This is a genomic window from Polyangium sp. y55x31 (assembly GCF_029946505.1).
Taxonomy (GTDB): Bacteria; Myxococcota_A; Polyangia; order Polyangiales; family Polyangiaceae; genus Polyangium.
This window is the reverse complement of the sequence record NZ_JARZHG010000025.1, coordinates 14217-39532: the sequence shown is the minus strand read 5'-3', so window position 1 is coordinate 39532 and position 25316 is coordinate 14217. Positions and strand designations below refer to the sequence as shown.

Annotated in this window: 24 protein-coding genes, 1 tRNA gene and 1 pseudogene; 14 read left to right on the top strand and 12 right to left on the bottom strand. The window is 69.5% G+C overall.

What is annotated here, in order from left to right:
- Nucleotides 1-9 precede the first annotated feature (9 nt).
- The 3 genes from ftsA to dnaJ all read left to right on the top strand — a co-directional run bounded on the left by ftsA (nt 10) and on the right by dnaJ (nt 4266).
- Complete coding sequence (gene ftsA, locus QHF84_RS33140; protein WP_281317498.1) at nt 10-1329, top strand: cell division protein FtsA; 1320 nt, start codon at nt 10-12, stop codon at nt 1327-1329.
- 164 nt (nt 1330-1493) lie between these two features.
- Entirely contained in the window at nt 1494-2825 is a 1332-nt protein-coding gene (gene ftsZ, locus QHF84_RS33135) for a cell division protein FtsZ (RefSeq protein ID WP_281317497.1), read from the top strand.
- A gap of 325 nt (nt 2826-3150) precedes the next feature.
- Nucleotides 3151-4266: a molecular chaperone DnaJ gene (gene dnaJ, locus QHF84_RS33130; RefSeq protein ID WP_281317496.1), complete on the top strand. Its 1116-nt coding sequence runs from the start codon at nt 3151-3153 to the stop codon at nt 4264-4266.
- A 1-nt stretch (nt 4267) separates the two neighbouring features.
- Here dnaJ and QHF84_RS33125 read toward each other — a convergent pair whose 3' ends face one another.
- Genes QHF84_RS33125 through yacG form a run of 3 tightly spaced genes read right to left on the bottom strand, consistent with a single transcriptional unit; the run spans nt 4268 to nt 6508 of the window.
- A complete protein-coding gene (locus tag QHF84_RS33125) occupies nt 4268-5452 on the bottom strand; it encodes a protease PrsW (protein WP_281317495.1) in 1185 nt (394 codons plus the stop codon).
- A gap of 4 nt (nt 5453-5456) precedes the next feature.
- On the bottom strand, nt 5457-6278 hold the full coding sequence (locus tag QHF84_RS33120) for a hypothetical protein (RefSeq protein WP_281317494.1): 822 nt from the start codon (nt 6276-6278) through the stop codon (nt 5457-5459).
- Nucleotides 6275-6508, bottom strand: a complete 234-nt coding sequence (gene yacG / locus QHF84_RS33115) for a DNA gyrase inhibitor YacG (protein WP_281317493.1) — start codon at nt 6506-6508, stop codon at nt 6275-6277. The genes QHF84_RS33120 and yacG overlap by 4 nt, the downstream gene beginning before the upstream one ends.
- 52 nt (nt 6509-6560) lie before the next feature.
- On the opposite strand from yacG, the gene QHF84_RS33110 reads away from it, so the two are divergent.
- Complete coding sequence (locus tag QHF84_RS33110) at nt 6561-8351, top strand: hypothetical protein (protein ID WP_281317492.1); 1791 nt, start codon at nt 6561-6563, stop codon at nt 8349-8351.
- A gap of 3 nt (nt 8352-8354) precedes the next feature.
- On the opposite strand, the gene QHF84_RS33105 is transcribed toward QHF84_RS33110, so the two are convergent.
- A complete protein-coding gene (locus tag QHF84_RS33105; RefSeq protein ID WP_281317491.1) occupies nt 8355-9737 on the bottom strand; it encodes a trypsin-like peptidase domain-containing protein in 1383 nt (460 codons plus the stop codon).
- A gap of 53 nt (nt 9738-9790) precedes the next feature.
- Nucleotides 9791-10900: a hypothetical protein gene (locus tag QHF84_RS33100; protein WP_281317490.1), complete on the bottom strand. Its 1110-nt coding sequence runs from the start codon at nt 10898-10900 to the stop codon at nt 9791-9793.
- A gap of 97 nt (nt 10901-10997) precedes the next feature.
- Here QHF84_RS33100 and tsaB point away from each other — a divergent pair, with 97 nt between their 5' ends.
- The 5 genes from tsaB (at nt 10998) to recO (ending at nt 14880) form a co-directional block, all read left to right on the top strand.
- Nucleotides 10998-11708 carry a tRNA (adenosine(37)-N6)-threonylcarbamoyltransferase complex dimerization subunit type 1 TsaB gene (gene tsaB, locus QHF84_RS33095; RefSeq protein ID WP_281317489.1) on the top strand — a complete coding sequence of 237 codons (711 nt, stop codon included), beginning with the start codon at nt 10998-11000 and terminating at the stop codon, nt 11706-11708.
- Nucleotides 11709-11724: 16 nt separating this feature from the next.
- Nucleotides 11725-12408 (top strand): Crp/Fnr family transcriptional regulator, encoded by a 684-nt coding sequence (locus QHF84_RS33090; protein WP_281317488.1) that lies wholly within the window; start codon nt 11725-11727, stop codon nt 12406-12408.
- A gap of 280 nt (nt 12409-12688) precedes the next feature.
- A complete protein-coding gene (locus QHF84_RS33085) occupies nt 12689-13546 on the top strand; it encodes a tetratricopeptide repeat protein (RefSeq protein WP_281317487.1) in 858 nt (285 codons plus the stop codon).
- Nucleotides 13547-13620: 74 nt separating this feature from the next.
- On the top strand, nt 13621-14058 hold the full coding sequence (locus QHF84_RS33080; RefSeq protein WP_281317486.1) for a helix-turn-helix domain-containing protein: 438 nt from the start codon (nt 13621-13623) through the stop codon (nt 14056-14058).
- 72 nt (nt 14059-14130) lie between these two features.
- Nucleotides 14131-14880 carry a DNA repair protein RecO gene (gene recO, locus QHF84_RS33075; protein WP_281317485.1) on the top strand — a complete coding sequence of 250 codons (750 nt, stop codon included), beginning with the start codon at nt 14131-14133 and terminating at the stop codon, nt 14878-14880.
- Nucleotides 14881-14887: 7 nt separating this feature from the next.
- On the opposite strand, the gene QHF84_RS33070 is transcribed toward recO, so the two are convergent.
- Entirely contained in the window at nt 14888-16084 is a 1197-nt protein-coding gene (locus QHF84_RS33070; protein WP_281317484.1) for a metallophosphoesterase, read from the bottom strand.
- A gap of 218 nt (nt 16085-16302) precedes the next feature.
- Between QHF84_RS33070 and QHF84_RS33065 the strand changes: the two genes are divergently transcribed.
- Nucleotides 16303-16668, top strand: coding sequence for a nuclear transport factor 2 family protein (locus QHF84_RS33065; RefSeq protein WP_281317483.1), 366 nt, complete (start codon nt 16303-16305; stop codon nt 16666-16668).
- Here QHF84_RS33065 and QHF84_RS33060 read toward each other — a convergent pair.
- Nucleotides 16665-16997: pseudogene (locus QHF84_RS33060) on the bottom strand (hypothetical protein); the annotation flags it as partial. The gene QHF84_RS33065 and the pseudogene QHF84_RS33060 overlap by 4 nt on opposite strands.
- A 15-nt stretch (nt 16998-17012) precedes the next feature.
- Nucleotides 17013-17252 carry a hypothetical protein gene (locus QHF84_RS33055; RefSeq protein WP_281317481.1) on the bottom strand — a complete coding sequence of 80 codons (240 nt, stop codon included), beginning with the start codon at nt 17250-17252 and terminating at the stop codon, nt 17013-17015.
- Nucleotides 17253-17328: 76 nt separating this feature from the next.
- On the opposite strand from QHF84_RS33055, the gene QHF84_RS33050 reads away from it, so the two are divergent.
- Nucleotides 17329-19440: a hypothetical protein gene (locus QHF84_RS33050; RefSeq protein ID WP_281317480.1), complete on the top strand. Its 2112-nt coding sequence runs from the start codon at nt 17329-17331 to the stop codon at nt 19438-19440.
- A gap of 52 nt (nt 19441-19492) precedes the next feature.
- Here the strand turns inward: QHF84_RS33050 and QHF84_RS33045 are convergent, their stop codons facing one another.
- The 3 genes from QHF84_RS33045 to QHF84_RS33035 form a co-directional block, all read right to left on the bottom strand.
- Nucleotides 19493-19681 carry a hypothetical protein gene (locus QHF84_RS33045; protein WP_281317479.1) on the bottom strand — a complete coding sequence of 63 codons (189 nt, stop codon included), beginning with the start codon at nt 19679-19681 and terminating at the stop codon, nt 19493-19495.
- 77 nt (nt 19682-19758) lie between these two features.
- Nucleotides 19759-20949, bottom strand: coding sequence for a hypothetical protein (locus QHF84_RS33040; protein ID WP_281317478.1), 1191 nt, complete (start codon nt 20947-20949; stop codon nt 19759-19761).
- Nucleotides 20950-21008: 59 nt separating this feature from the next.
- Nucleotides 21009-22433 carry an NFACT RNA binding domain-containing protein gene (locus QHF84_RS33035; RefSeq protein WP_281317477.1) on the bottom strand — a complete coding sequence of 475 codons (1425 nt, stop codon included), beginning with the start codon at nt 22431-22433 and terminating at the stop codon, nt 21009-21011.
- A gap of 104 nt (nt 22434-22537) precedes the next feature.
- Here QHF84_RS33035 and QHF84_RS33030 point away from each other — a divergent pair.
- The 3 genes from QHF84_RS33030 to QHF84_RS33020 all read left to right on the top strand — a co-directional run bounded on the left by QHF84_RS33030 (nt 22538) and on the right by QHF84_RS33020 (nt 23675).
- Nucleotides 22538-22620 (top strand) — tRNA-Leu (locus QHF84_RS33030).
- 200 nt (nt 22621-22820) lie between these two features.
- Nucleotides 22821-23078 (top strand): hypothetical protein, encoded by a 258-nt coding sequence (locus QHF84_RS33025; protein ID WP_281317476.1) that lies wholly within the window; start codon nt 22821-22823, stop codon nt 23076-23078.
- A gap of 156 nt (nt 23079-23234) precedes the next feature.
- Nucleotides 23235-23675: a hypothetical protein gene (locus QHF84_RS33020; RefSeq protein ID WP_281317475.1), complete on the top strand. Its 441-nt coding sequence runs from the start codon at nt 23235-23237 to the stop codon at nt 23673-23675.
- Between the two features lie 647 nt (nt 23676-24322).
- Here the strand turns inward: QHF84_RS33020 and QHF84_RS33015 are convergent.
- Nucleotides 24323-25231 (bottom strand): LysR family transcriptional regulator, encoded by a 909-nt coding sequence (locus QHF84_RS33015; RefSeq protein ID WP_281317474.1) that lies wholly within the window; start codon nt 25229-25231, stop codon nt 24323-24325.
- Nucleotides 25232-25316 lie beyond the last annotated feature (85 nt).

Genomic DNA, 25316 nt, shown 5'->3' with positions numbered 1-25316 from the left:
TGGATGCGAATGAAGAGCAGGATGGAGCAGAGCGAGATTGTCGTCGGTCTCGACATCGGGACGACGAAGGTGTCTGCCGTCGTCGGCGAGGTCGACGCCGATGGGATCACCATCCTCGGCGTGGGCAACGTCCCGTGCCGCGGGCTGCGCAAAGGCATCGTGGCGAACATCGACTGGACGGTCCGGTCGATCGCCGAGGCCATCGAGGCGGCGCAAACGATGGCCGGCGTCGAGATTCGCACGGTGTATGCGGGCGTCGCCGGCAACCACATCCGCGGCCAGTCCTCGGACGGCGTGGTCGCGGTGGGCGGCGGCGAGGTGACGGACGTCGACGTATCGCGTGTCCTCGAAGGCGCGCGCGCCATTCCGATCGACGCCGATCGGCAGATCCTGCATGCCCTGCCGCGCGAGTTCACGGTCGACAACCAGGACGGTATTCGTGATCCCGTGGGAATGAGCGGCGTTCGCCTCGGCGTGAAGGTGAACCTCATCACGGCCGCCACGTCCTGCGTGCAAAACGTGGTCCGTTGCGCCGAGCGCTGCGGATTGACCGTGGCCGACGTGGTCCTCGAGCCGCTCGCGAGCGCGGAAGCGGTTCTCTCCGAGGACGAAAAAGAGATCGGCGTCGCCGTGATCGATATCGGCGGCGGTACGACGGATTTGCTGATTTACGTGGACGGCGGAATCGCGCATGCGAGCGTGATCCCCGCCGGCGGGAATAACGTGACGGCGGATCTCGCGGCGGGCCTGCGCACGCCGATGGCCGAGGCGGAACGGCTGAAGCGCAATTTCGGCTGCGCGCTCGGGCGTATGGTGGCGGACGACGAGGAGGTCGAGGTTCCGGGCGTCGGCGGGCATCCGCCGCGCAAGGTTCCGCGCCGCGTGCTTTCGGACATCATCGAGCCGCGGATCGAGGAGATCTTCGCGGTGATCCGCAAGCGCATCGAGGACGCGGGCCTGCTCGATCAGCTCGCGGCGGGCGCGGTTCTCACGGGCGGCGCGGTGCTGATGGAAGGCATGAGCGAATTCGCCGAGGAGATCCTGGGTATGCCGGTTCGTCTCGGCGTACCGGTCGGGATGCGTGGAATCACGCAGCTCGTCGCGGGCCCGCAATATGCTACCGGCGTGGGGCTTCTCCACTACGGGGCGAACCAGCTCCGCGAGGCGCGCGAGCCGCGTGTCGTCGTGGAGTCGCAGCCGCCGCCGCGCCAGACGGCGCCGCGCGTGACCGCGCCTTCGAGGCCGGATCGAAGTCAGCTCATCGAGGAGCCCGTCGCCGAAAAACGTCAAGGCGGCCGGTTCTGGAATTGGTTGCGCGCAGCTTTCTGAGCTGACGCACGAGGGTAAATTTCGTAAAACGAAGTCGACATACGGAAGCGTGAGAGATTGATAGGCGGTTTCATGGGGGAGAGGCACCCCATGGAGTCGCCCTCGGGAGCAGGCGAGGCTCCCTTGGCCCCGAGCGGCCGGAAAGAAATCCCGGGAGGCGTTTCATGAGTTTCTCCATCGAGTTTGCCGACGAGCACGCGGGTTACGACGCCCGGATCAAGGTGATCGGCTGTGGCGGGTCGGGCGGCAATGCCGTCAACACCATGATCAACTTCGGCCTCGAAGGGGTCGAGTTCCAGGTCGTGAACACCGACGCCCAGGCGCTGTCGGCGAGCATCGCGCCCATCAAGGTGCACATCGGCTCGAACGTCACCCGCGGCCTCGGCGCGGGCGCCGATCCCGAGAAGGGCCGCAAGGCGGCGCTCGAGGACGTCCAGCGCCTGAAGGAGCTCATCCAGGGCGCCGACATGGTCTTCGTGACCGCGGGCATGGGCGGCGGCACGGGCACGGGCGCGGCGCCGGTCATCGCGCAGCTCGCCCGCGAGGAAGGTTGCCTCACCGTCGGCGTCGTGACGAAGCCCTTCTTCTTCGAGGGCAAGCAGCGAGCGCGTCGCGCCGAGCTCGGCCTCGCCATGCTCTCCGAGCACGTCGACACGCTCATCACGATCCCGAACCAGAAGCTCCTGACGCTCGGCGACGAAGAGCTCTCGTTCGTGGACGCCTTCCGCAAAGCCGACGAGGTGCTCTACCAGGCGATCAAGGGCATCAGCGACCTCATCACGCAGAACGGCATCGTCAACGTCGACTTCGCCGACGTGAAGACGGTCATGAGCAACATGGGCCGCGCGCTCATGGGCACGGGCTGCGCGAAGGGCCAGGGCCGCGCGCGGCTCGCCGCCGAGATGGCCATCACCTCGCCGCTGCTCGATGACATCTCGGTCGAGGGTGCGATGGGCGTGCTCATCAACATCGTCGGTGGCCCCGACATGCGCATGCGCGAGATCGAAGAGGCCGCGACGCTCGTGCAGGAGCAGGCGCACGAGGACGCGAACATCATCTTCGGCGCGACCATCGACGAGACGATGGGCGACATGATCAAGGTCACGGTCATCGCGACGGGCTTCGAGGCGAACGTCTCCGATGCCGCGCAGCACGCCGCGGCCTCGAGCGGGCTCCTCACGGGCGCGCGCACGCCGCAGGCGATGCCGATCTCGACGGCGCCGTCGCTCACGAACGCGCTCACGAGCGCGCTCACGGGCGGGGGGTCGCGTTCGAACCCGCCGCCGCTCTCGGCGCCGCAGCGCAGCATGCCGCAGCCGCAGCGCGAGGAGCCGGCCTACACGGTGCGCGGCGGTCGCGGCGCGCCGGCCCAGCAGACGGCCCCGGCCTCGCTGTCGTCGGGCGCCTCGGGCACGCCCTCGCGCGAGCGCGCGACCTTCGTCCCGCCGCTCGACGCGGACTGGGACACCCCGGCGTTCCAGCGCCGCGGTCAGTGATGGTGGGGGGCTCCGGTCGGCCCTGTCCGCCCAACGTGGGGGGCTCCGGTCGGCCCTGAGCCGATTCTCCGCTGCGCGGAGAATCGTCGGGCCTTCCTCTGCCCCCCACACCCCCCGCTGGCTCGCCTCCACTTCGCGGAGCTCCGTTGCGGCTCGCCTTCGAACTGGGGCGCTTCCCTTCGAACCGGGGCGCTTCCCTTCGAATCGGGCGGCCGGGTGCTTGGATGCCGAGGCTGAGCGCGCTGGTTTGGTTGACAGCCCCTAGGGGCGACTTATCGTCTCACGGCCCTGCGACCTGTGCGGGGCGTCGTGTCGCCCGCGATCCATGAGTCAAAAACGGGATTTTTACGAGGTCCTCGGACTGTCGAAGGAAGCTTCGGCCGACGAGATCCGCAAAGCGTACAGGGCGGCTGCCCTCAAGAACCACCCGGACCGGAACCCGGGCGACAAGGAGGCCGAGGCGCGCTTCAAGGAAGCCACCGAGGCCTATCAGGTCCTGTCGGACGATCAGAAGCGAGCGCGTTACGACCGCTTCGGTCACGCCGGCGTCGAGGGCATGCCCGACATGGGCGGCCAGGACATCTTCACGCACTTCCAGGACATCTTCTCGGAGCTGTTCGGCGGCTTCGGCGGCGGCGGAGGCGGCTTCGGCGGTCAACGTCGCCAGCGTGGTCCGGCGCGCGGGCAAGACCTCCGCGTCGAGCAACGCCTCACGCTTCGCGAGGCGATGACGGGCACGAAGCGCGAGGTCGTGCTGCGAACGCCCGTCGCCTGCGAGGAGTGCCAGGGCAGCGGCGCCAAGCCCGGCACGAAGCGCAAGACGTGCGGCACGTGCGAGGGCGCCGGACAGGTGTCCACCGCGCGTGGGTTCGTCATGTTCACGCAGACCTGCCCCGAGTGCCGCGGCGAAGGCACGGTCGTGAAGACGCCGTGTCCCGCGTGCAACGGCGCCGGCGCGGTCGAGAAGTCGCGCAAGGTGGTGGTGAACTTCCCGGCCGGCATCGACGCCGGTCAGCGCCTGCGCGTGCCCGGACAAGGCATGCCCGGCGCGCTCGGCGGGCCTCCCGGCGACCTCTACGTCGACGTCGACCTCCAGCCCGACGATCGCTTCGAGCGCGACGGCGCCGACCTCGTCACGCGCGCGACCGTGTCGTTCGCGAGCGCCACGCTCGGCGGTGCGTCCGAGATCGAGCTGCCCGACGAGAGCAAGGTCAGCGTCGACATCCCCGCGGGCACGCAGCCCGGCGAGGTGATCACGGTGCGCGGCAAGGGCATGCCGCGCGTCGATGGACGTGGCCGCGGCTCGCTCCAGGTCGTCGTGCAGGTGCAGGTGCCGAAGAAGGTTTCCGCGCGCGCGGAGGAGCTCTTGAAGGAGCTTCAAGCCGAGCTCGGCCACGAGAACGAGACCGCCAGCGCGAACAGCGCGGCGACGACGTCCTGAGCTAAGCGTCCGAGAGCCCGAGCCAGGCCCCGAGGCACGCGAGCCCGAACGCGAGCGGCGCGCACGCGAGGGCAATCACCACCGCCACCGGCGCCGCGAGCCCGAGCAGCACGATCGCCCCGCCGATCGCCAGGAGCGCGCTGATCGCCGGTTCGAGCACGCTCCGCGCCGCCGACGCGCGCGCCACGATCCACCCCGCGAAGAGGAACGACAAGAGCGCCGCGCTCGCCAGGAGGAGCAGCGGCGCGATGGCGTTCGACGCGTCGCGATCGATGGCCGCGAACTCGAAGCCGAGCCTCCGGCCGAGCAGCACCGCGCCCACCAGCATCGCCGTGATCACGCCCGTCGTCACGAGCATGCCGAGCACGATCCAGAAGAGCGAAATCGGCCGCTCCGAGCGCTTCAGCGCCTCGCGCATCGCCCGGAGCGACGGCGGCGCGAGCGGCAACAGGCGCGACTTCTTCGGCGCGTGCTCGCGCTCGCGCGCCTCGATCTTCACGTGGTCCGCGCCCCGCTGGAGCACGTCGCGCACGGCGACCCAGGCGATCACCCCGGCGACCACGAGGATCGGGAGCGTCGCGAGCACCGACGCGGGACCTCGGGCAAACGCGACGTGGTGCGCGATCGCGTTGCCGCCCGCGGCAGAGACCCAGGCCCCGTTGAACCAGCCGCCGCCCATGCGGCCTTGTTTGTCGCGACCGAGCGCGAAGCCCCACCACGTCGCGAGGCACGTCGCCGTGAGCGTCGTCAGCGCCGTGCGCGCCGGCGCGATGAGCGAGAACGGCTGCCCGATCAGGAACAGCCCGCTCTTCAACGTCATGAACCCGAGCGCCGCGGCCGTCGCGTACGCGATCGCGTCGATCGGCCGGTGTTGCCCCACGCGCAGCCGGAACGCCGGCGTCGCGGCCGCGACCTTGAGCCCCTCTTCGAGCGGCGCGGCCACGAGGTAGGCGTACACGAGCGCCGCGAGATCGATCCCCACGCCGACCTTGCGCGGCCCGAGCAGGCCCGTCAGCGCGCGCTCGCAGAGCTCCGCCGGGACGCACGCGAGCATGCCGAGCGCGAACGTCGCGACGACCGAGCGTGGGCTCGACGGTCTCCGCGCGTCGCGCGAGGCAAACCCCACGTACAGCGCCACGGGCGCGGAGAGCGCGAGCAGGCCGAGGAGGATCTGGAGGGCGAGCAACGGTCTAGAAGTGGAGCCCGAGCACGGCGGTGCCGGTGACGGCGGCACCGTAGCTCGAACCCTCGGCCTTGAGCACCTCCGCGCGTGCTTGCTGGAGGGTCGAGAGGTTCGGGTCGCCCTGGATCTCCGTGACCTTCGAGGGATCGAGCCCCGGGCGCGTGAGGCCGAGGACCTCGGCGCTCGCGCTCACGCCGAGCGAGAAGATGGGCGTGATGTAGTAGTCGAGCCCGGCCTGGGCGCGCACGTAAAACCCGTGGATCTGCGTGTTCTCCAGGGCCGTCGCCGCAGCTCCGTTCTGGAGCGCGCTCTTGAAGCTGCCGAGCGCCGTGTAGCCGCCGCCGAGCTCGAAGTGCGGCTCGAGGTTGCCGAGCGGCAGGTGCAGGCCGACCTCGCCGCCGACGCTGAAGAGGTCCCACGTGTTGAAGAAGCCCACGCGGCCGCGCGCGCCGATCGTGATGAACACGAGCCGCAAGCCGAGCCCCGCGCCGATCACCGGGCCGCTTGCCTGCGTCTCGATGAACCCCGCGCTGAAGCTCTGCTCGTCGATGTTGAAGGTCCGGAGCCCGACGTGCTGGAAGCCGCCTTCGGCCTCCAGGTAAAACCACTCGAGGCCGCGGCCCGAGTCGCTCTTCTTCGCGTCGTCGAGGTCTTGCGACGTGTCGGAGGCGGCCGGCGCTTGCTGCGCGGGCGCCATCGGGGGCGGCGGCGAGAGCCCTCCGGCCGACATGTCCTGTGCATCTGCGGTCCGTGCGTAAGCCAAGGATACGAGCAAGACCGCGGAGGCGAGCGTGGTCCCGGCGAGCCGGGTCGTGCGTTTGGTCGTCACGTGTCTTCGTCTCCCTTCGGTTCGTCAGGGTCGTCGTCCCGGCGCGCCCCCTCGTCCTCCAGCATGCTCGTGTCGACGGGTTGGCCCGGCACACGGTAAGCGCCCGTGAGCCAGCGCTCCAGGTCGAGCACCTTGCACCGCGCCGAGCAGAAGGGCCGCGCTGGGTTTTCGGGCCCGAGCACGGCCTCGCGGCCGCACTGCGGGCAAGTCGATCGGGAGGATGCTCCCATGATGGCGCTAACGTAGCAGCCTCCCGGGCGAGCATGTAGCCTCGGGGGCATCATGCGCTCGTGGAACCGAGCCGCGGCATTCGTGCTCGCCGCGGCGCTGCCTTTCGGATGTGCGGGTCGTGCGACCCTCGACATCACCCTCGACGAAGGAGGCGAGCCTTCCGTCCCGCCGATCGACACGGGTCCGCCCTCCGCGGCCGCCCGCGCGAACAAGCTCGATCTCTTGCTCGTCGTGGACAACTCGCGCAACCTCGACGCGGCGCAGGGCCTGCTCGTCGAGACGTTGCCTTACCTGCTCGACAGGCTCACACGCCCCGCTTGCGTGAACGGCTTCGGCACCGTCGTCTCCGAGACGGCGAGCCTCGAGGAGCCGTGTCCCATCGGCGTGCGGGACTTCGCGCCTGTCAGGGACATTCACATCGGCGTGATCTCCACGAGCATCGGCGGCCACGGCGCGGACGTCTGCAGCCCCGCGAGCCCGTCGTTCGACCCGACGGCCAACGATCGCGCGCGGCTGCTCACGCGCGCGGCGAGCGGCGGCGCCGTGCCCACGTGGGAGAACAAGGGCTTCCTCGCGTGGGATCCGGGAGAGGAGTTGAGCCCGCCGGGCGACGCGGATCTCGGCGCGCTCGGCGCGAAGCTCGCGGAGGTCGTGGGCGGCGCCGGCACGAAGGGCTGCGGCTACGAGGCGCAGCTCGAGAGCATCTACCGCTTCCTCGTCGACCCCGAGCCGTACCTCGACATCACGCTCGAGGGCAACAAGGCCGTTCCGAGCGGCGTCGACGACGTGCTGCTCCAGCAACGCGAAGACTTCCTCCGCCCCGACTCGCTCGTCGCCGTCCTCTTGCTCACGGACGAGGACGACTGCTCGACGCGCGACGGTGGCCAGTACTTCGCCGTCAACCAGGCCCTCGGGACCGACGGAAAACCCTTCCGCATGCCGCGCGGCCGCAGCGTGTGCGCCGCGACGCCGAACGATCCCTGCTGCGTCTCCTGTGGGCAGTCCACGCCGCCCGGCTGCCTCGAGGCGGAACTCGATCCCGCGTGCAACACGCCCGTCGAGGGGATCGAGGATCCCTTGAACCTGCGCTGCTTCGAACAGAAGCGCCGCTACGGCATCGACTTCCTCTACCCGACCTCGCGTTACGTCGACGGTTTTACGCGCGACGTCGTCCCGAACCGCGGCGGCGAGCTCGTGAAGAACCCGCTCTTCGCGAACGGCCGCCCGCGCGAGCTCGTCTTCTTCGCCGGCATCCTCGGCGTGCCTTGGCAGGACATCGCGGTCGATCCCAAGTCGCTCGCGACGGGCGTGCGCCCCGCGACGGAGATCGATTGGTCGCTCCTCGTCGGTGATCCCGAGACCGGCGAGCTGCCCGCGGATCCGCTGATGGTCCCCTCGATCGATCCGCGCGACGGCGTCCATCCGATCACGGGCATCCCCGTCGCTCCGCCCTCGGCGACGAGCGCGCTCGCGAACTCGATCAACGGGCACGAGCGCACGATCCAAGGCCGCGACGACCTCCAGTACGCGTGCATCTTCCCGCTGCGCGTGCCCAAGGTGTGCACGGGCCAGCCCGACTGCGAATGCGCGGGCGTGGACGCCCCGACGAACCCCATCTGCCAAGCTCCCGACGGCAGCTACGGCACGACGCAACGCTTCGCCCGCGCCGTGCCCGCCACGCGCCCGCTCGCCGTCATGAAGGAGCTCGGCACGCAGGCCGTCGTCGCCTCGATCTGCGCCGACAAGGTGAGCTCACCCATGCAACCGACCTTCGGCTACAAACCCGCCGTCGACGCGCTGCTTCGCTCCATCCGCCGGAGGCTCGAGCCCGACGGCGGCTGAGCTTCACTCCACCCGCACCGCCGCGTAGAGCGCCTCGCCGTCGCGGCGCACCCGCACGAGCAAGGTCCCCGGCCGCTTCGCCTTGTCCACGACGCGCAAGAAGTCCGCGCCGTGCTCGATCCGCTGGCCGTTCACCTCCACGACCACGTCGCCCACTTCGAGCTCGCCCGCCGCGGCGCCGCGTGGATCGAGCCCGTCGATGCGCGCGCCGCCGCCGAGCGCGTCGCTCACCGACACGCCGATCGTCTTGCGCGGGCCCACGTCCTCGGGCTTCTGCGTTGGCTTGTCGTCGGAATCGGGCTTCGCCAGCACCACGCGCTTGACCCGCTCGTCCTTGCCGTGCCGGACGACCAGCCGCATCGACTCGCCGGGCTTTCGGTGCCCGAGCATCCGCGCGAGCTCGGCCGCTTGATCGATCGCCTCGTCGTCCGCCGACAGGATCACGTCGCCCGGCTCGATCCCGACCTTCTCCGCCGGCCCGCCCGGCTCCACGTCGGTCACGAGCGCGCCCGTCGGCCCCGGCAGCGAGAGCGCGCGCGCGAGGTCGTACGAGATCGCCTGGAACGCGACCCCGAGCACGCCGCGCGAGACGTGCCCCTCGTCGCGCAGCTCCGGGATGACGGCGCGCACGTCGTCGATGGGGATCGCGAAGCCGATGCCTTGTCCGCGCGCGTGGATGACCGTGCTCACGCCGACGACGCGGCCACGCCCGTCGAAGACCGGGCCGCCGCTCGACCCGGGGTTGATGCTCGCATCCGTCTGGATGAGGTGGTCGAAGGGCCCGAGGCCGAGCACGCGCTCCTTCGCGCTCACGATGCCGAGCGTCACCGTGTGCCTGAGGCCGAACGGGCTCCCGATGGCCACGAGGTAGTCGCCCACGCGCAGCGCCTCGCTCGTCCCGAACTGCGCTACGGGCAGGCCCGACGCGCCGCGCAGCGCGAGCAGCGCCACGTCGAGCTTCTCGTCCTCGCCGAGCACCGAGGCCTCGTGCTCACGACCGTCCGCGAGCTGCACGCGCACGCGCTCGGCGCCGTGCACCACGTGCGCGTTCGTCACGACGAGCCCGTCGGGGCTCACGATGAAGCCCGAGCCCAAAGACCGCTCGATCGAGCGCGACGTCCCGCCCGCGCGCACGCGCTGCGGGTCTTCGCGTTCCTCGGCGCCGCGTGTGGCCGCGATGCTCACCACGGTTGGCCGCACCTGCTCGACGAGGGCCGAGATGTCGAGCGCGACGCCCGCCTCTCCCGGCGGCGCCGGGGGCAACGCCGCCGCTGCCATCGGCGTGAAGGCGCGGTCATGCGTGGTCGCATCGGCGCGGTTGCTGCAAGCCGGGACCCCTTGGGAGAGGGCCAGGCCAAGCGTGAAGGCCAGCGCGGAGGACGTCATGGACGGCACGTAGAGCCGTCCCCTTGGGTCGCAAGCGACGTGGCAGCGGGTCTCTAGCCCCGCGAGAGCTCGACGCGCAGGAACTCGACCTTGATTTCGACGTGACGCCCGCTCGTTTGCGTGAACGAGGCCACGCCGCGCTTGCCTTCCCAGCGATGCGCGAGTCCGAACGCGCCGGCGCCGCTCGGATCCTCCGGCGCGTCCGTGTCGCTGAGCTCGACCGAGAGCCGCAGGATCTGTTTGCCCGCGGTGACCGAGCTGCCTTGCAAGGCGAAGGTCCCGCCGCGGAGCAGGGCCATGGTGTTCTTGGCGGCCTTGAGCAGGTGCGCGGGCGGGTTCGGCGCGAGGGGCTCGACGCCCGTGATCTTGCCCTCCTCGCTGATGATCACGGCGACCTCGATCGACCCGCCGCTGCCGACCGGCAGCTTCGCCCACGCCGCATCCGAGCCGCTGGCCATCGGCAGGGCGCGCGTAAAAGCACGCCCCAGGTCGCGGACCGAGGAGGCCCCCTCGCTGCCGAACGATCCCCCGCCTCCCGGAGACGATTCCCCCGGGGGGGATGAGTCCCCGGAGCTGGGGGATGTGTTTTTCGACACGGGGGGCGTCGTTTTGGTGCGGGGGGATGTGTTTTTGGATACGGGGGATCGCTCGCCGGAGCTGGGGGATCGCTCGTCGGAGGGGGGGACTCGCTCGTCGGAGGGGGGGATCGGCTCGTCGGAGGGGGGGACTCGCTCCTCCGGATCCGTTTTCGGCTCCTTGGGCTCCTTGGGCTTGGGCGGATCGGCCTTGGGCTTGGGCGGATCGGCCTTGGGCTTGGGCGGATCGGCCTTGGGCTTGGGCGGATCGGCCTTGGGCGGCGGCGGAGGCGGCTCCGCGGGCTCGCTCGGGGCGGCCGCGGGCGGCTCACTCGGGGTGGCCGGGGCCGGGGCCGGCGGCTGGCTCGACCCCCCAAAGGTCTCGCTGCCGGCCACGTCCACCTCGTGCAGCTCGCCGCCGATCGGCGCGGCCGTCGTCCCGGACCACGTATCCGCGGGCGGCGCAAGCTCCTCGGGCGCGCGCTCCTTTCGCAGCCCGGCGGCGGCGATCAGCGACGCGTGCGCCAGGATCGACACGATGACCGCGCCTTGCATCACCCACGTCGTGCTGGATCCGTCGCGTGCCATCCCGGTTGTCCTCGCGCCTTCGCGCTCGTAGTGTCCGCCAGGCAGGACAACGCCCGCGCGCCCACGTTCCCGGTCCCGGTCCCCGATCCAAGTTACCATGAGGCTCCTCGCCATCTCCACCTCCACGCCTCGCGGCAGCGCGGCCGTCTTCGACGGAGGCAAGCTCATCGGCGCGTCCGTCTACACGGACCTCGAAGGCCACGCCGAGCGCATCTTCCTCGCCGCGGCCGACGCCCTCGCCGCGGCCTCCGTCTCCGCCGCGTCGATCGACGCCTTCGCTTGCGACATCGGCCCCGGCTCGTTCACGGGCGTCCGGGTCGGGGTCGCCGCGGCGAAGGGCATGGCGATCGGCCGAGGCGCGCCGCTCGCCGGCGTCGGCTCGCTCGAAGCCATGGCCGCGGACGCCTTCGCGAGCGGCCAGGCTGGGCCTCACGACCTCGTCGTCGCCGCCCTCGACGCGAAGAAGCAGGAGCTCTTCCTCGCCGCCTTCGACGCGCGCGGCGCCGTCTGCTGGGCCCCGCGCCACGTCCCACGCGCCGAGGCGGCCGCGCTCGTGCTCGCCGGCCCGGGCGCTTCTCTTCCGCCCGGCGGGGTTCTCCGCGTCGTCGGCGAGGTCGCGGCCGAGGATCCGGGGTTCGCCGGCTTCGTGCTCCGTTCCCCGGGGACCGACCTGCCCGACGCGGCGGCCGTGGGACGGGTCGCGCTCGGCAGGCTCGTCTCCGGCGGGGACTTCGACCCCGAGCTCGTCGAACCGCTCTACGTTCGTCCGCCCGACGCGAAGCCGATGGCATCGGGCGGGCCCAGCTAGGTACACTCCGCTCTGGATGGACTTACCCGACGAAGATCCCGAGGCCGCCGAGGCGGCGCGCGTGCTCATCGCGCGCTTCGGCCGCAGTTTCCAGCCCGGCGAGGTGATCTACCGGGAGGGCGAGCCCGGCACGGAGGCGTATCTCCTCGAAGAGGGCCGCGTGCGCCTCATCAAGAAGGTGCGCGGCGCCGAGCGCAGCTTGATGGTGCTCAAGCCCGGCGACCTCTTCGGCGAATCGGCCCTCTTGCCCGGCGCCGAGCGTTCCTCCACCGCGGTCGCGCTCTCCTCGGGCCTCGCGCTCGCGATCGACCAGGCGACGTTGCAGAACTTGCTCGAGCACAACGCGGGCATCGCCTCGCGCATGGTCAAGCAGCTCGTGCGACGGCTGCGTGACGCCGAGGATCAGATCGAGCTCATCATGCTCACGGACGTGCAGTCGAAGATCGTGAGCGCGCTCCTCAAGCTCGCGCAGCAGACGCGCGAGCCGGGGGGCAACAACGCGCTCTTCTCGGTCTCGCCGATGGAGCTCGCGACGCGCGTCGGCCTCGACGTCGACACCGTCAAGCGCAGCGTGCAGAAGCTCCGGGAGGGCCAGTACATCCGCGTCGCCGACGAGCGGCTCGAGGTCCCCGACATCGAGGGGCTGCGCAAGCTCTACGGCCTCCTCGGGCAGAAGGACGAGGTCGCGAGCGAGACGTGAGCCCCCGAGTTTCGGGACGAACGTTTCGCTTCAAAGCAACGCCGAATCCTCCCGCATAACACGCTTTTGCCCCTTCGCGCCACTTCTTCCTTGCGCGGGCGTGTTTCTTTGTTCCGATGCGTGGGGGAGGGCGTCTTTTGCGGGTTGACGCTTCTTCCAGCCTGGGTTACCCAAGTTTTCCCGGGCGCTTGGCCCGGATTTGGGCCTCGGGCAGAGCCCGGGGGCGGATCGGGAGAGCCCTTCTCCTACGAAACAAGGGCATCTCGATCAGTGAGGACGCATGATCCAGGGGCAAACGGGCAAAACGAGGGGCGGCTGGTCGCGCAAGGTGCGCGGCCCCGCGGCGCTCGGTTGCTCGGTCTTGCTCCCGCTCCTGCTCACGTTCGGGCCGGCCTGCAGCGGCGCGCAGGAGCGTGTGGACGGCGTCGACGCGAAGGCGCGCGCCGAGTACGACCTCGGTCGTGAGGCGTTCGAGGGCGGTCGGCTGCGCGAGGCGCTCGGCCATGCGCAGGCCTCGATCCGTATCGACGAGACGAACCCCGACGCCCACTATCTCGCCACTGTCATTCTTTTGGCATTCTGCGCGTCGGACGAGACGTCGACGGACTGTCGCTTCGAGGAGGCGGAGCGCCATGCGCGCGCCGCGCTCGAGTCCGCGCCCGACATGCGCGACGCGAAGAACGCGCTCGGCGTCATTCTCGTACATCGGCAAAAGTACGACGAAGCTGTGTCCGTCCTCAAGCCGCTGGCCGAGGACATTCTTTATGCTTCCCCCGAGCAAGCGTGGGGAAATCTTGGCTGGGCATATCTTTCGCGTGGGAGCATCGACGAGGCGATCGACGCGCTTCGGCGATCGCTCGCGGCGCAGCCGCTGTTTTGTGTAGGGAACTACCGCCTCGGGCTGGCGTACGAGAAAAAAGGCGAGCTTGCGCTTGCGCGAGAGGCCTTTACGAAAGCGCTCGAGACGGATAAACCTCAGTGTCGAAACCTCCAAGAGGGGTTCGCCGCCCGCGCTCGCGTGGCGGGGAAGCTCGGGCAGCAGGATCTCGCCCGGGAAGATCTCGAACGATGCCGCGATGTGGCCCCGGCGACAGTGGCCGGCAAACGTTGCGCTGCGGAACTCGGGTCTTTGCAATGAGTTTTTGCGCGGCTTTTCTGGAATCGTGCAAAAGGGAGTCAATCGAATCGATTGAATGAACGGGTGAAGTAGGGATGGAGTCGATCGGCCGCTACCTGAGACATGCCCGTGAGACGAGGGCAATGAGCGTGGAGGAAGTCTCCCGCGCCACCCGCATTCCCGTCCCCTCGATCGAGCGAATCGAGGCGGATCACTTCGATGATTTGCCAGGTGAAGTGTTCGTCCGGGGGTTCCTCCGCGCCTATGCGCGCGCGGTCTCCCTCCCCGTGGAAGAAGTGCTCGCCCGTTATACCGCGAGCCGCCGCGTCGCCGTGGTCACTCCACTTCCCATTGCCTCCCCGGCCGGTGGTTCGCAGGGGAAACGTTTCGGCGTGGCGATGGCGTTCGTGCTCCTGTTGATCCTGTTCACGCTGGCCCTGAGCATCGTCATGCGGCCGCGCGGGCATGATATGCCGCCCGAGTTGAGTCACGATGGGGGGCGCCGAGACGCCCCCCAAACCCCCCTGGTTTAGTCACGATGGGGGGCGCCGAGACGCCCCCCAAACCCCCCTGGGTGTGCCCGTCGAACGCGTTATGCTTGACGCGTGACCGAGCCGAGCGGACGTCGCCGGGGCCGAAGCGCCCTCCTCAAAAAGATCCTGCGCACCGAAGCGCTGCTCGTCCGGCGGGTCCCCGTGGGCGAGGCGGATCTCATCGTCACACTGTTCACCGAGGCGCGCGGGATCGTCTCGGCCGTCGCGCGATCGGCGCGTCGATCGAACAAGCGGCTCGTCGCGCTGGAGCCGATGCACCTCTTGCGCGTGACGCTCGAAGAGCGCGAGCAAAAAGATCTTGCCGTGCTCGGCGAGGCCACGATCGCACACCCGCGCATGCACCTCGTCAGCGCGCTGGATCGCATGGAAGCCGCAGGACGGGCGCTGCGCTGGGTCCGCTCGGTCGCGCCGCCCGGTACACGCGAGCCGGGGCTCTTTGCCACGGTGAACGAGCTGCTCGACGCGCTCGACGCGCCCACGCCCGCCCGCTCGTCCGAAGCGGAGCTCGCGACGTCGGGGCTGCGTTTGCTGTCGGATATGGGCTTCGGGCTGGTGCTCGATCGATGCGTGCGTTGCAGCCGCGTCTGTCCGGCGGAGGCGCCTGCGTGCCTGGATGCGCTCGCCGGTGGGCTCGTTTGTCGGGCTTGCGGCGGGGCGCGGCTCGTGCTGCGGGCGGACCTACGCGCCCGGGTCGAGGCCGCCTGCGCGGGCGACGACGAGGCGCTCCGCGAAGAGGATACGCGGATCGTGGTGGACCTCGTGGAGGCCGTGATCCAGGCGCACGCCGGGCCTGCGAAGTAGGCGCTCTCTAGACGCGCGCTTCCTTCGGTTCCGTCGGCAAATACCGCCGCACCGCCCGCGGCACGCCGTACGTCTGCTCGATCTCCAGATACGGCCGGCCCGGCGCATTCCGGGGGAACGCAAAGCTCGCCGTGTTCGCATACCGCTCGGTGAGCGCCTCGCGGTGCGTGTGACCAAAGACCACGAGCTTCGCGCCCGTCGCGTCCGCGATGCGCGTCGCGCCCTCGGCGAGCTGCTCGGCCACCGACCCGGCATAACGGTTGTGCCCGCGCGCCCAGCTCAACGTCATTGCCAGCGCGCCCATGGAAAATGCAGCCCCGCCCGCTCGCTTTTGGCCGAGCGCCGCCGCGGACAGCCCCGCGCTCATCGCCAGCGTGGACAGCACCCGATCGAAATAGAGCCGCGAGAACGTCCGGCTCACGCTGGCCAAGGTCGGCCGCGCCCCGAGCGGGAGCATCGCGCCCACGAGCTCGGGCGGGATGCCGAGGTCCGCGATGAATCGAGCGGCCTCCTCCGCGCCGAGCGGCGCCTCGTCGTCCGCGCGCCGCTGATAAGATCGCCCGCTGCGGAGGATCGCAGAAATCGCGGCGTGGAAATATCGATAGATCACGTACGGCGCGCGCGGGCCGTAGAACGAAAACGCCGAGAGGAAGAGCCGTAGGGGCGTCTCGTCGTTCATGTTGAGGTAGCGAAACGCGCCCGTCGGCGCGATGAATTGCTCGACGAAATGCACGCCGAGGCTCGCTTCGCCCACGACGAGCGGGTGAGCCGGGGCGTTGTCGGGGTCGTAGAGGTGGCCGTGCTCGATGTGGAGGTCGCCCTCGCGAAAGAACCAGGGGGTCGTGCGCAGCCGCGCCCGCGCCTCCGCGGGCGGATCGAGCGCCGTGACGAGGGCGCTCCGGAAATCGGAAAGCGCGAGGGCCGCGTCGTGGTTGCCGCTCACGAGCCAGAGCTCGCCTCCTCGCGAAAGGTGCCGGCCGAACGCGGCTTTGGCGGCCGGATGCGCCTCGAACACCGCCTCCACGGCCTTGGGCAGCGGCAGGCGGGGCAGATCGGCCGAGAGATCGAAGAGGTCGCCCGCGCACACGATTCGCGCGCCCGGGTGTGCGTCGACCAGGCGAGCGAGATCCTCCGACACGGCCCGCGGCACCGAGCGGGTCAGGTGAACGTCACCGAGCACGACCGTGGAGGGCGATTGCACCATGGGCACTTCTTATGACCCGTCCAGTCGGGGCGAGCAAAGTGATGTTTTGGTCGTCGAGCGCCCGGCGATCGAGTGCGAGGGATGGGGGCTCTCGCTCGGCTTGCCGAGCTGCCGCCCCCATACCCCCGCACCCCCCATCGACAAACCAGAAGGCACGCACCAGGGAGCCATTCATGGAGAGCTCGATCCGTCGCCGAGAGGCCAATGAGCAGCCCCTCATGGAGCAGATTCGCCACGCCCTTCAGATGCGGGACGTGGAGGCGCTCGCCAACCTTTATGCCGAGGACGCCGTCCTCGAGGAGGTCTCGAGCCTGAACCCGCCCGCCCACCCGATCGTGGTGCAGGGCCGCGAGGCCATCTTGAAGCAGCTCCGCGACGAGTTCCTGCGGGACCCGGTCGGCGGGTGGCATCGCGAGGTGAAGAGCACGGACATCATCGACGAGATGGAGACGGACGAGGCCGTCGCCTTCACCGAGGTGCGCACCTACGCGGCCGGCGACAAGGTGATCACGCAGCACCTGGCGCACAAACGGAACGGACGTATCCAGCACGATCGGCTGGTCGTGGCGCGCGACTCGGATTAACGGGGCGCGGCCGGGAGCGCTCGCTCGATCGCGCGTTCCATTTCGGCGAACGCCTCGGAATCGAGCGTGAGCTTGCCGCGGCGCCGATGAAGGACGCGGCCGTCGGGGCCGAGGACGAGGAAGGCCGGGATATCGACGACCCCGGCGGTCTTCGACCATTCGCCGCGCGTGTCGAGGTAGGTGGGGTAGTCCATCTTCTCCTCGCGCGCGGCTTCCTCGGCGGCCTTGCGCTCGGCCTCCGCGTCGTCCGGATCGAAGCTCGAAACGCCGATGACCCGCAGACCGCGGGCCCCGAAACGACCGTGCAGCGCGAGGACCGCGGGCACGGACGCTCGGCAAGCGCTTCAGGTCGGGTGCCAGGCCTCGACGAGCACGACCTGGCCGCGGGCCCCGGCGAGCGGCGCGGGCGCGCCGTGGATCCACGAAGACGGCTTTCCGTCGGGGAAATCGGCGAGGGGCGCGGCCGCTTCGGTGGAGGCGCTTGGGCTCGCGCCCGACGGGTTTTTCTTGTCGCAGCCGAGCGCACAAAGCGCGAGCGTGACGAGCGCAAAAGCGAGGGGGCCGAGGGCCTTTTTGCGGCGCATTCCGCCAGTGTAGCGCGAGACGAGCCGCCCGGCCGTGCGCGGCGCGTGATAGCGTCGCGGACGGAGGTCTTCGGAGATGAGACGTCGCTCGCTTGGACTCGGTTGGCTCGTGATGTTTGCGGCGATCACCGCATATGCGTGCGGGGGAGGCGGGGAGAATTCGTCGGGCTCGGGCGGCGGCGGCACGGGCGCCGCGGGGCCCGGGGGTTCGGGCGGGGGCGCGCCCGACGCCGGGGAAGACGGCCTGTTCGTCGATCACGGCCCGGTCGTCTCGCTCACGGTGGATCCGCCTTCGGCCGTGATCGTCGTGCAGAATGGCGTCGCCACGCCCGTCGATTTCCAGGCCATTGCCACGTTCCAGGACCAGACGACCGCCGTCGTGCCGGCCGATTGGACCTTCGATCGACCGGACGTCGCGCTCGTCGGCCTCGGCACGGGCAAGCTCTCGCCGACGGGCACCGTGGGCGGCATGGGCAAGGTGACGGCGAGCTCGAATGGGCTCACGGCCTCGGCGGATGTCACGGTGAAGCTCGCGTTCGTGGACAACGCGGGCGGGCTCACGGCCGAGGAGCAAGCGGCCTTCGATGCGCCGGATCCGGCCCCCTCGGGCGCGATCGTGTATCCGTACGACAAGACGGTGTTCGCGCGGGGCATTCTCGCGCCCGAGATCATGTGGAATGGCGGCGCGCCGGGCGACGCGTGGCTCGTCCACTTGAAGCAATCGTACGTCGACGCGAAGTTTTACGTGAAGGCCGATCCGCCGTCGGCCTTCCTCATGGTCGAGGATTTCTGGGGCAAGCTCGCGGCCTCGAATGCGGGCGAGCCCGTCGAGGTCTCGGTCTCGCGCCTCTCGGGCGGCAAGGCGTTTGCGCCGGCGAGCCAGACGTGGTCGATCGCGCAGGGCAGCCTGCGCGGGTCCATTTATTACTGGGCCGTCAACACGGGCCAGCTCATGAAGATTTCGCCGGGATCGGCGAACCCGTCGGTCGTCTTCGATTCGGGCTCGTACGATCAGCTCGGTACGCCGCCGCCGCCCGATTACGATCAGTACCAGCCTCCCTGGTCGCAGGGCGTGAACAACAAGCGCTGCGTCGCCTGCCACGTGGTCAGCAAGGACGGCAGCCGCCTCGCCGCCGTCTTCGAGCGCAAGGGCCAGGCGCCGAGCCCCTGGGGCACGATCGACCTCACGCTGCCGGATCCGCAGGTCATCCAGGTCTCGTCGTACCAATCGCAGACGCTCTTCGTCGCGCTCACGCCGGACGGCAAGATCGCCGTGCAGAACGACGTCGACCTCCGCATGCGCATGAAGGACGCCACGACGGGCGCGCCCATCACGAGCGAGCTCGACGCGATCGCCGACAAGACCGCCGACCCGGCCTTCTCCCCGGACGGCAAGCTCCTCGCCTTCTCCAGCAACGTCACGGGCAGCTATCCCGTCGAGTTCTCGCGCGCCGACCTCGACGTCTTCGATTTCGACGCCACGACGAACGCCCTCGCGAACCGCCGCCAGATCGTCGCCGCCGGCAACCTGGCCATCGCGTTCCCGAGCTTCTCGCCCGACTCGCAATGGATCCTCTACCAGAAGGGCGATTACAGCCGCGCCAAGTACGGCGCGAACCAGGTCGGCCTGAACGACCTCTACATGGCGGACGTGGCCAAGGCCGTCGGCGAGATCCCGCTCGACGCGGCGAACGGCGTCGGCTACCTCGACGAGAAGAACCGCCGCATCAATTACCAGCCGACGGTCAACCCCATCGCGGTCGGCGGCTACATGTGGGTCGTCTTCGTCAGCCCGCGCGATTACGGCAATCGGATGCTCTCGGCGTCGAACCCGACCTACGAGAATCGCAAGCAGCTCTGGGTCGCGGCGATCGACGTGAACCCGACGCCCGGCAAGGACCCGAGCCACCCGGCGTTCCTGCTCCGCGGCCAGGATCTCTCGACCATCAACATGAGCGGCTACTGGTCGCTCGAGGCCTGCAAGGGCGAGGGCAACTCCTGCGCGCAGGGCTTCGAATGCTGCACGGGCTTCTGCCAGCCGGACGGCAGCGGCAATTACGCCTGCGTCCCGCCCCCCGCGGGCAAATGCTCCGAGATCGGCGAGAAATGCACGACCGGCGCTGATTGCTGCGGCACGCCCCAGAACCAGTGCATCGGCGGGTTCTGCGCGCAGTCGCAGCCGAAGTGAACGATTCCCTCCCCATCCCCTCTCCCTCTCGGGAGAGGGGAGAAGAGGCGCTCTAGCTCCGGTTCGCCGCCGCGAACCGGATGAGCCCTCGGACGAACTGGATCCCGCCGAAGATGATCGCGCCCCACGCCATCACGTAGCGCCCGCCCCCGTTCGCCGCGCTCGCGTACGTGATGGCTGTCACGGCGATGCCACCCACGCACCAGAGCCCCCCGACCACCATGTCACGCTTGCCATCCATGGAAACACGTCTCCCGCGCGATGCGTCCTGTACGCATCATCGCCGCGGCGCGGCAGGAGACGCAAGCTCGGATTGCGTCAGGGCTTGCAGCCGAGACGCAGACTCCGGTTTACCTCGTCGGCGCGGATCGCGTTGTTGCCGCTGCGGGTCGCGATCTCGATGGCGCGGGCCTGGATCGCGCACTTCTCGGCCTTGTAGCGGTCGATCATCACGTGAAGGACCTCGGTCGCTTCGAGCGGCCGTCCTTCGTCTTCGAGGATCTGCGCGAGCCGGTTCAGCTCCTGCTTGATGACGTCCTCGTTGCTCTCGGCGAGCCGCACGAAGAAGGCCGCGGCGTCTTTTGCGCTGAGCGGCTTGCGGGTCGCGGCGAGCTTGGGCGCGTCGCGATAGATCTCGTCGACCGTGCCCGCGGGCCCGTGGATGCGGGCGGCGCTGGCGGCGCCTTCGAGCGCCTTCCACGACTCGTCGAGGCGGCTCAGCTTGTGGAGCGAGAGCGCGAGCCGATAACCCGCGACGCTCGTGCGTTCGCTCGGCGTGTACTCGACGATGCGCGCGTAGAGCTTGTAGGCGTTCTCGTAGTCCTCGGCGTTGAAGAAGAACTCGGCGAAGTTCCAGTACGCCTCGGGCACGAGGGGGCTCTTCGGGTGCTTCTCGATGAGCTCGAAGTAGATGGGCCGCGCGGCGGAGCCCTGGCCGTACGTCACGTAGAGCCCGCCGAGCCGGAAGAGGACCTTGTCCATGTCCTTGTAGTCCGGATGATCGGCGATGAGCTTCTTGTGCGCCTTGATGGCCTCGGCGGCGTACATGTCCGCCTTCTGGATGAGCTTTTGCGCGTCGGGCTTGAGGCGCTTGACGGCGGCGGGGTTACGCGGGGGGAGCACGGGGCCGGCCTTCGCGGGCGCCTCGATCTCGCCTTCGGCCGCCTTCGGCTCGGCCGGCGGAGGCAAGGAGGAGACGTTCGGATCGGCGGCGAGGGCGCGGTCGCGGTTGTTCTTCGACAGGTCCGCGAGCAGCTCGCCGAGCCGAGCGAGCGCCTTGGGCCTTCCCGCATCGGACTTGTCGATCGTGGAGAGGAGCTGGTTGAGCTGCCCGACTTCGCCGAGCAGCGCGGCGTCGGGCCCAGCATCGGCCTGGGGGGTCTTGGGTTTGTCCGAGGAGCCCTCGGACGAAGGATCTTTCGGATCCGGGGTCTCTCCGCCGCCGCAGCCGGCGAGGGCGAGGGAGAGGCCGAGGCCGAACGGGAAGAGGAGCGAGGCGACCGTGCGCATTGCGAGCATGCTAGGCGATCTTTACCGCTCTGCGTCGGTTGCTAGCAAGATCGTGTCGCTCACCCCTCCTGCTTCGAGGCGAGGAGCCGCGCGAGCCGCTCGGGCTCGACGCGTACGGTGAGGATCTTCTCCCGATCGAACGTGACGGCCCCCGGCGCGCTTTTCCTGGGCTTTCGGACATGACGGCGCTCGACGTAGCTCACCTCGCAGGCGCTCTCGCCGCGGGCGTCGCTGAAATGAGCGGCGAGGGTCGCGGCGTCGACGAGCAGCTCCGCGGGACAATTCTGCCCCTTGTCGAGAGGCACGATGACATGCGCGCCGTGGATGTTCTTCGCGTGCAGCCAGAGATCGTGCGGACGCGCATGCCGCGTGATGAGCTCGTCGTTGTCCTTGCCGCCGCGGCCGACGAGGATGGTTCGTCCGAGCGCATCCCGAAACGCGTGGTAGGGCCTGCGCTCCTTGTCCTGCTGCCGCGACGTTTTTCCACGCGAGGCGGCCTCGATCTCGGAAGCAGAGACCCCGGCGCGTTTGGCCTGCTCGGCGAGCGCGTCGAGCGCGGCGGGATCGGCCGGGGCCTCGGCGATCGCGTCGACGAGCGGCAAGACGTTCTCCCACTCGCGCTCGGTGTCGGCGAGCCGCTTCTCCATGACGGCGGCGCCGCGCTGAAGGCGCCGGGCCTTCTGGAAAAAGGTCTCGGCCTGGACCTTCGCAGGTTTGTCCGGCGCGAGCGTGACCTCGATCATGCCGCCTTCTTCCCAGTCGTCGAGCGTGGCGCGCGTCGCGCCTTTGGAAACCTTGTTTCCCTGCGCGACGAGCAGGCGCCCGATCTTCTGGAGCCGCGGCGCATCTTGCAGCCGCGCGAGATCCTGGCGCACGGCCTCGGCGCGCCGTTCGAGGGCCTTGAGCTTGGCCTTGGCCGCGCGAAGGAGGCCGGCCCGAAGGAGGTCGAGGGCACGCGCATCGGAGGCGTCGACCATGGCGAGGCCATGGCGTTCGAGGTCGTCGGCGGAGGCGGTCCAGCGGGCGGGATCAACGCCGTCGCGCGGAGGAGCGCCCTCGGGATCGAGCGGCCAGGTGACGGTGGCCCCGGAAGGAGACGAGACGGACGCCTGGCCACGTCGGCCGACCCGGAGGGAGAGGCGAGCGCCGGGGAGGGCGTCGTCGGGGGGATCGAAGGTGAGGTGGAGGGCGCCGTCCTGGAGGAGGATCGAGCGGACGCGGTGATCGACGAGGTGCGCGCGCATGGCCGCGACGAGGGGATGCGCGGAGGTGGCGCGCGCGCGAGGGAGGCGCGGGAGGAAGCCGAGGCCGGTGACGTGAGGGCCGAGGCCAGCGCCGAGGAGGAGCTTGCGGCCGATGTAGAAGGCGAGGACGAGGAGGCCGGTCTCAGGGCAGAGGTGGGCCGCTTCGAGGCGGGCGTGGAGGAGGGGGGAGAGGGAGGCGGGGGGGTCGGAGGAGGAAGAGGGGGCGGGGAGGGTGGTCATGACCGGGGGAGAAGGTGTATACAGGCTGGTCGAGGCGAGCGGGAGCGGAGGTAAGAGCGAAGCGGCGCAAGGAGGACGAGAGGGGGCGGAGTTACGATAGATTGGGCCCTATGGCGGAATGGTAGACGCGGCGGATTTAAAATCCGCGGCCCGAAAGGGCGTCCCGGTTCGAGTCCGGGTGGGGCTACTAGGCGGAAGTTGTTGGGGTTTTAGCTGGGCGAGCAGGGCGGGGATCGCGGAACGCGTCGCCTTTTCCGTCGCCTTTTCGGGTCGCATCGTGCGGGCGAGCTCGGGGATGGCGCGATCGAGCGGTGCGAGGTCGCCGAGATTGAGTTCGGCGGCTGTGCGGGCGGCGCGGCGATAGCGATTGATCATCACGCTCGACTTGTGGCCGGTTCGATCCTGGACCCACGCCTCGGAGCGGCCGTTTGCCAGGCCGATGGTGATGAAGGTCGCCCGCGTGTCGTGGATGCGGATGGGCTGGCGCGCCTTCGTGCGCTCGAACAGGGCGGCGCGGGTGATGTCGGCGGCGGTGAGGTGATCGCGGTAGCGGTCGGCCTGGTGGCGCTCGGGGATCGGGGCGCCGTCTTCGTCGGTGAACACGAGGTCGTGGTCGGAGACGGGGACGCCTTCGCGGGCCCGTAGCTCGCGGAAGGCGCGGAGGGCGGACGCGACGCCGCGGGAGAGGGCCCATGCGCGAGGGTCGTCGGTCTTGTTCTTGTCGAGGGTGATCGCGCCGCGGACGAGGTCGACGTCGGCCCAGCGGAGGCGAGTGGCTTCGGTGACGCGAGGGCCTTCGCGGTGGAGGAAGCCGTAGAGGACGCGGTAGGCGAGGGGAACGGCAGGGGAGGCGAGGAGCGTGGCGTCTTCGTCGGGATAGAGCCATCCCTTGGCTTTGCCGGGCGGGATTTTGGGGAGGAATCCGGGTGGGAGGGGGTTTTGCGGGATGAGCCGGAGCGGGAAGACGGCCATTTTGCAGATGCGGTGAAGGAGCTGCGCGACGTGGCGGCGCGTGGCGGGCGCGCGTTTGGCGGGGAGGGCACGCATGACGGCTTCGGCGTGGTCGAGGGTGAAGCGGTCGATAGGGACTTCGCCGACGAAGGGATAGACGTAGAGCTCGAGGCGGCCGGCGTCGTCTTCGGCGGTGCGTTTCTGTTTGATATGGTGTATCCGTTCGGCCTCCTGCATCATGGCGTCGCTCGAGGCTGCTGCGTAACCTTCCGCCGCGATGCCGCAGCGTGACGAGTTCGTCGTGGATGGGCCTCTGGGAGAGGCAGCACGCCCGAAGCCCGCGAGAAAGCGTGGTTCTGCGGGGGGCCGAAGCGTAGGTGGCAACCGCGCGGGTGCGCCCGAGGGCCTTGATGGTCGCCCGGGAGGCATCGAGAGCTCGTCGCGGCGTCGCAGCTCGACCAAACCGTCCGAGCGTGGCGAACAAGCGACGTCGACGTCCGACGCACCTTCGAGGCCTGCTCGGAATGTTCATGTCCGACAAACCCGAGCCGACGAAGGCGCGGATTCGTGGGCCCCCACGACCGCACCGCGCTCGAAGTCAGGACGAGGGTGGCGTGCTCGAAACGCGGCGCCAGATGCTCCTGTCGAGCCGCTGACGAGCGTCGGTGTGCTCGAGGGTTTGCTTCCAGTCACTGGGCCGCAACGCGCGCCCGGCTCGACTCCGCCGAACTCGAACGGCCGATCGGCCACGTCACCGTCCCCGCCGCGACGTCCGCGGAACAGCAGGTTACGACGGGCTGAGTGGACCTCCACGCCCGCGAGCATGCGCGCCGCGGAGGCGTCCCGCCACGACGGGGTTCATGCAGGGGATACCGTCTCGCGAGTCCCGGGTCGGGCGTGGCGCCGATGCGGGTCGCGCCTTGCCGCGACGGTCCCCGTCACGCGTACTTTTTGCCGCGCCTTCTACCTATCTTTAGAAAGTCGATCAGCACCTCGAGCTTGGGGGCGAGGTTCAGCCGGCTCGGGTAGTAGAGGAAATAGCCCGGGATGTGCGGGCAATACCCATCGAGCACCCGCACGAGTCGCTTCTCGGACACGAGCCCGCTCACCATGTCTTCGAAGACGTAGGCGAGTCCGACGCCCTCGACGGCGGCGTCTACCAATACCGATCCCTCGTTGGTCACGACGCGGCCGTCGACGACCAGCTCGAACTCCTTGTCGCCCTCGACGAACTTCCACCGGGCGACTGCGCCCGTCGACATGCGCAGACCAATGCACTCGTGCCCGTGAAGCTCGCGCGGATGCGTGGGCTTGCCTCGGCGCGCGAAGTAGTCCGGTGAGCCGACGACCACGAGGCGCTGGTCCGGGCTAACGCGAACAGCGATCATCTCGCGATCGAGGCTGTGGCCGAGGCGAATCCCCGCGTCGAAGCCTTCGACTACGATGTTCGACAGCGCCTCCTGGAGACAGATGTCGATTCGGATGTCGGGGTACGCGGCGAGAAAGGCCGCGAGCTTCGGCTTGAGGACGTCGTTGTAGCCGGTTCGGAGCATCGTCAGGCGCAACAGACCCGATGGGCGTCCGTTCATGGCCATGAGCGACTCGAACGCGGCGTCGATGCCGTCGAATGCAGGCCTGAGCTGCCCGATGAAGTGCTCACCGGCCTCGGTCAAACCGACGTTGCGTGTGGTTCGTTGAAGCAGGCGCACACCGACGCGCTCTTCGAGGGCGCGAACGATCTGACTGACGGCAGATGGCGTCACCCCCAGCTCGGCGGCCGCCGCCCGGAAGCTCCGCTTTTCGGCCACGCAGAGGAGGGCCCGAAGCCCGGATAGGTCGTCACGCATTGTTTAGCCTGGCTACATATAGCATGCACGATTCCGCGCGTTCTCTTTTTTGTTGGGCGAGACTAGTGTCTCCGAAGCGAACAAC